This is a genomic window from Aquibium sp. A9E412, from assembly GCF_030398335.1.
GTDB lineage: Bacteria > Pseudomonadota > Alphaproteobacteria > Rhizobiales > Rhizobiaceae > A9E412.
The window spans coordinates 1-5637 of sequence record NZ_JAOAOP010000114.1; the positions used below are offsets into that span (position 1 = coordinate 1).

Sequence of the window (5637 nt, forward strand, 5' to 3'; positions counted from 1 at the left end):
CAGTGCGGCGGGCCGCCGGGCGGCCCGCCGTCGCCCCTGCGGGCTACTCCGCGATGTCGACGCCCTCGAAGCTGTGGCCGCCGAGCGGGTCCATCACGTAGCCCTCGACGTTGTTGCGCATGGGCATGAAGACCACCGAGTGGGCGATCGTGGCCCACGGCGCCTCGCGCTTGAAGACCTCCTGCGCCTGGCGGTAGAGCTCGGCGCGCTCCTCCTGGCTGCCGCTCTTGGCTTCCATGACGAGGCTGTTGAACTCCTCGTTGCACCACTGGGCGCGGTTGGAGCCGCCGACGGCATCGCAGCCCAGCAGCACGGCGAGGAAGTTGTCGGGATCGCCGTTGTCGCCGGTCCAGCCGAGCAGCACCGCGCCGTCGCGGTCGGTCGCCTTGGAGCGCTCGAGATACTCGCCCCACTCATAGGAGACGATCTCGACGTCGACGCCGACCTTGGAGAAGTCCTCCTGGATCAGCTCGGCCATGCGCCGCGCGTTCGGGTTGTAGGGCCGCTGCACGGGCATCGCCCAGACCTTCATCGACAGGTCGGAGACGCCGGCTTCCTCGAGCATCGCCCGGGCCGCTTCCGGATCGTACGGATCGTCCTCGATGTCCTCGTTGTAGGACCACATGGTCGGCGGGATCGGGTTCTTGGCCGCCTGGCCGGCGCCCTGGAACACAGCGTCGAGGATCGCCTGCTTGTTGATCGCCATGTTGAGCGCCTTGCGCACCTCGGCGCGGTCGAACGGCTCCTGCTGGGTGTTGTAGGCGAGATAGCCGACGTTGAGGCCTTCCTGCTCCATCACGGTGATGTCGGAATTGTCCTTCAGCGACTGCACGTCGGCCGGGTTCGGGTACGGCATCACGTGGCACTCGCCGGCGAGCAGCTTCTGCTGGCGCACCGAGGCGTCGGTGGTGATGGCGAACACCAGGTCGTCGATCGCCTCCTGGCCCGGATAGTAGTCGGGATGTGCCTTGTAGCGGATCACCGCGTCGGGCTGATAGGCGACGAACTGGAAGGGACCGGTTCCGATCGGCTTCTGGTTGAGGTCCGACTGGCTGCCCGACTCGGCGAGCTGGTCGGCATACTCCTTCGACATGATCGAGGCGAAGTCCATCGCCAGGTTGGCGACGAAGGGCGCCTCGGGCCGGGTCAGCACGAACTTGACCGTCATGTCGTCGACCTTCTCGATCGACTCGATGAGGTCGGGCATCGACATGGCGTTGAAGTACTCCCAGCTCGCGCCCTCGACATAGGCGTTGAACGGGTTCTCGGAATCGCTCTGCCGCTCGAAGCTGAAGATCACGTCGTCGGCGTTCATGTCGCGCGACGGCGTGAAGTAGTCGGTCGCGTGGAACTTGACGCCCGGGCGCAGCTTGAAGGTGTATTCCAGACCGTCGTCGGAGACTTCCCAGCTCTCGGCGAGGTCGGGAACCACGTTGGTGGTGCCGGGCTCGAACTGGACGAGGCCGCTGTAGATCGTCTTGGACGAGGCGTCGAAGGTCGTGCCGGCGGTGTAGAGCGCCGGGTCGAAGCCTTCCGGACTGCCTTCCGAGCAGTAGACCAGCGTCTTGGCGCTGGCCGCACCGCTCATCGCCGTCGCGGCAAGAAGCGCGGCCGCGAAAGTCAGTTTGAGATTCATGAAAGTCTCTCCCTATTATGAGATCGGGCCGCTGTGCCGGGCCCGTGAAGCGCGCATATAAGCAAAGTTCCCCTTGACTTGGAACACCCCTGTTGTCTTACGCACGGTAAGTAGAACGGCGTTCCTTCCAGTCCTTTGTTTGAGGAATGCATTGCCTCGAATCCGCGCTCCGCACCCGGCCGCACGCACCGCCGATTGCGCCGTGCGGCCAGCCGTGCCAGCGTGCCGCCGGGCGCGGCCGGGGTGGCCGACGCGGCGGAAGGGAACGATATGAAAGCCGATGCGACAGCCGATCTGACGGCCGACTGGTGGAGCCCGGTGCTCGACTTCTGGTTCGGCGAGCTGACACCGGAGGACTGGTTCAAGAGCACGCCCGAGACGGACGCGGCCTGCCGCCGCTTCGGTCCGCTCAACACGCGGCTGGCCGAGGGGGTGCCGCCGGCCGCGCTGCAGCAGCCCGACGCCGCGCTCGCCGCGATCATCGTGCTCGACCAGATCCCGCGCAACATCCACCGCGGCCGCGCCGAGGCCTTCGCCACGGACGACAAGGCGCTGGCTGTCGCGCGAAACGCGGTCGACCGCGGGCTCGACGCCGCCGTGGCGCCGGAGCGGCGGGCCTTCGTCTACATGCCCTTCATGCACGCCGAACGGCTCGCCGAGCAGGAGCGCTGCGTGGCGCTGTTCACCGCACTCGGCAACGAGACCAACCTCAAATTCGCGGTCGAGCACCGCGACATCATCGCCCGCTTCGGCCGCTTCCCGCACCGCAACCGCGTGCTCGGCCGGACGAGCACGGCCGAGGAGGAGGCGTTCCTCGCCGCGCATGCCGGCTACGGCCAGTAGCCGGCGCTGCCCTTGCGGCAGGCCGCCGGCACCCTTGCGCGGCTCGGCGGTCAGGCCATAGATAAGGCGACGACGACACCATGCACGGGAGGCGCGGACCGGGCGGTCCGCGACCGGCAACGCCGGAAGACACCGGCGGCCGGCAGGCCCGGCATCGAGATGCGAGGGAGGATCGCAGGTGGCCAAGACGACGACAACGGCCGGCACCGGCCGCAAGGGCGGCACGGCCGCCAAGGGCAAGGCGGGAGACGGCAAGGCCGAAGGCGACAAGACGGCCGCCGGCAAGGCCGGCGCCGCCGGCAGCACCGCGAAAGGCAAGACGGCTGCCGCCGGCAAGCGCGCCGCCGCCACGAAGAAGGCGCCGGCGAAACGCGCGACGACCGCGCGCGGCGGCGCGGCCAAGGGCTCGGCCGGCACGGCGTCGACCGGCAAGCGCGCGGCCGCCAAGCCGGCCGCGGCCAAGGCGTCGTCCGCCAAGGCATCCACGACCAGCACGGCGGGCGCCGCCAAGCGCGGCGCGAGCGGCGGCGGCAAGGCCGGCGCGGCGAAGGCCGCCGCCGGCCGGCACCCCTGGCTCGACAGCTACCCGCCCGGCGTGCCGGCCGAGATCGCGCCGCCCGAGCACGAGTCGATCGGCGCGCTGCTCACCGATTCGTGCCGCCGCTTCGCCGCGCGCACCGCCTTCACCTGCATGGGCAAGTCGATCACCTTCGGCGAGCTCGACCGGCTGTCGGCCGATCTCGGCGCCTATCTGCAGGGCAAGGGGCTGAAGAAGGGCGCGCGCGTCGCGATCATGATGCCCAACATCCTGCAGTACCCCGTCACCATGATGGCGGTGCTGCGGGCCGGCTACACGGTCGTCAACGTCAACCCGCTCTACACGCCGCGCGAGCTCGAGCACCAGCTCGTCGATTCGGGCGCCGAGGCGATCGTCATCCTGGAGAATTTCGCCAGCACGCTGCAGGCGGTGGTGGCCAAGACCAAGGTCAAGCACGTCGTCGTGGCCTCGATGGGCGACCTGATGGGCCTCAAGGGAATCGTCGTCAACCTGGTCGTGCGGCGCGTGCGCAAGATGGTGCCGGCCTGGTCGCTGCCCGGCCATACCGGCTTCAACGCCGCGCTCAAGGAAGGCGCGCGCGGCACGCTGGCACCGGTCGAGGTGGGCGCCGACGACGTCGCCTTCCTGCAGTACACCGGCGGCACGACCGGCGTGTCGAAGGGCGCCACGCTCATGCACCGCAACGTGCTGGCCAACGTGGCGCAGAACGCGCTGTGGCTGCAGCCGCTGCTCGACAAGCGCGACCATCCCGACAGCCTGGTCTATGTCTGCGCGCTGCCGCTCTACCACATCTTCGCGCTGACGGTGAACGCGCTGATGGGCATGCAGCAGGGCGGCCACAACGTGCTGATCCCCAACCCGCGCGACATTCCCGCCTTCGTGGCCGAGCTCAAGAAGCACCGCTTCAACGTCTTCCCTGGCCTCAACACGCTGTTCAACGCGCTGCTCAACAACGAGGACTTCCGCAAGCTCGACTTCTCCGGGCTGATCCTCACCGTGGGCGGCGGCATGGCGGTGCAGCGCTCGGTGGCCGAACGCTGGAAGACGCTGACCGGCAGCACGATCTCGGAAGGCTACGGCCTGTCGGAGACCGCGCCGGTGGCGACCGCCAACCGCTTCGACGGCGAGGAGTTCACCGGCACGATCGGCCTGCCGCTGCCGTCGACCGAGATCGCCATCCGCGACGACGACGGCAAGGACGTCGCACTCGGCGAGGTCGGCGAGATCTGCATCCGCGGCCCGCAGGTGATGGCCGGCTACTGGAACCGGCCGGACGAGACCGCCAAGGTGATGACCGAGGACGGCTTCTTCAAGTCGGGCGACATGGGCTTCATGGACGAACGCGGCTACGTGAAGATCGTCGACCGCAAGAAGGACATGATCCTGGTGTCGGGCTTCAACGTCTACCCGAACGAGATCGAGGACGTGGCCGCGCAGCATCCCGGCGTCGTGGAGGTCGCCGCCGTCGGCGTGCCCGACGAGCATTCCGGCGAGGTGCCCAAGCTGTTCGTGGTGCGCCGGGACGACACGCTCACCGAGCAGGCGCTGATCGACTTCTGCCGCGACAAGCTGACCGGCTACAAGCGGCCGCGGCACGTCGAGTTCCGCGACGAGCTGCCCAAGACCAATGTCGGCAAGATCCTGCGCCGCGAGCTGCGTTGAAGCGTTTCCAGGCGAAGTGGAAACGCGATAGGACGTGAAACGCGAAAGGGCCGGCGCGCAGGCGCCGGCCCTTGCCTCATCGCGGCAGCGTTGCGCCGCTCAGAACGGCAGCTTCATGCCGGGCGGGATCGGCAGGCCGGCGGTCAGCTCCTGCGTCTTTTCCTGCATCGCCGCCTCGACCTTGGCCTTGGCGTCGTTGTGGGCGGCGAGGATCAGGTCCTCGAGGATCTCGACGTCGTCCTCCTTGAACAGCGACGGGTCGATCTTCAGCCCCTTCATCTCGAACTTGCCGGACAGCGTCACCTCGACCAGGCCGCCGCCGGCCTGGCCGCTCGCCTCCAGCCGGGCGATCTCCTCCTGCAGCTCGGCGAACTTGCTCTGCATCTCCTTCGCCTTGCCCATCAGTCCCATCAGGTCGCGCATGGTCGTCTCCGTCGGTGTCAGCTCGTTTCGTCGGTGTCGGGATCCTCGGGCGGATCCACGGGCGCCTCGCCGTCCACCGGATCGGGAATGCGCACGTCGATGATCCGCGCGCCGGGAAAGCGCGCCAGGATGGCGGCGACCGCCGGGTCGGCGCGCGCATCGCTCATCACGCTGCGGCGGCGCTCGGCCTCGGTCTCGGAGAGCGTCGGCCCGCCGCCCTCGCGCGACACCGAGACGATCCAGCGCCGGCCGGTCCAGTCCTTGAGCCGGCTCGTCAGGTCGCCCAGCAGCGTCTTCGGCGCGTCCTCGGTCAGGCCCACCTCGAGCCGGCCGGGCTCGATGCTGACCGGGCGCACGTAGCGCTTGAGCTGCACCTTGAAGGCAAGGTCGCGGTTGGCGTCGGCCAGCGCGGCGATGTCGGCCAGGCTGCGCAGCGCCGGCGCCGGCGGCAGCTCGGGCTCGGCCGCGACGGCCGGCTGCGCCTCCGGCTCGGCCCGCACCAGGCGCATCGTCG

4 protein-coding genes and 1 pseudogene are annotated in these 5637 nt (G+C 69.1%); 2 read left to right on the forward strand and 3 right to left on the reverse strand.

Annotated features, from left to right (window positions below):
• Positions 1-43 precede the first annotated feature (43 nt).
• Positions 44-1636 carry an ABC transporter substrate-binding protein gene (locus tag N1F89_RS20165; protein WP_290086258.1) on the reverse strand — a complete coding sequence of 531 codons (1593 nt, stop codon included), beginning with the start codon at positions 1634-1636 and terminating at the stop codon, positions 44-46.
• A 270-nt stretch (positions 1637-1906) separates the two neighbouring features.
• Here N1F89_RS20165 and N1F89_RS20170 point away from each other — a divergent pair, with 270 nt between their 5' ends.
• Positions 1907-2479 carry a DUF924 family protein gene (locus N1F89_RS20170; protein ID WP_290086259.1) on the forward strand — a complete coding sequence of 191 codons (573 nt, stop codon included), beginning with the start codon at positions 1907-1909 and terminating at the stop codon, positions 2477-2479.
• A 178-nt stretch (positions 2480-2657) separates the two neighbouring features.
• Positions 2658-4700 (forward strand): long-chain-fatty-acid--CoA ligase, encoded by a 2043-nt coding sequence (locus N1F89_RS20175; protein WP_290086260.1) that lies wholly within the window; start codon positions 2658-2660, stop codon positions 4698-4700.
• Positions 4701-4799: 99 nt separating this feature from the next.
• Here the strand turns inward: N1F89_RS20175 and N1F89_RS20180 are convergent, their stop codons facing one another.
• Positions 4800-5123, reverse strand: a complete 324-nt coding sequence (locus tag N1F89_RS20180) for a YbaB/EbfC family nucleoid-associated protein (RefSeq protein ID WP_290086262.1) — start codon at positions 5121-5123, stop codon at positions 4800-4802.
• A 17-nt stretch (positions 5124-5140) separates the two neighbouring features.
• Positions 5141-5637: pseudogene (locus N1F89_RS20185) on the reverse strand (DNA polymerase III subunit gamma/tau); the annotation flags it as partial.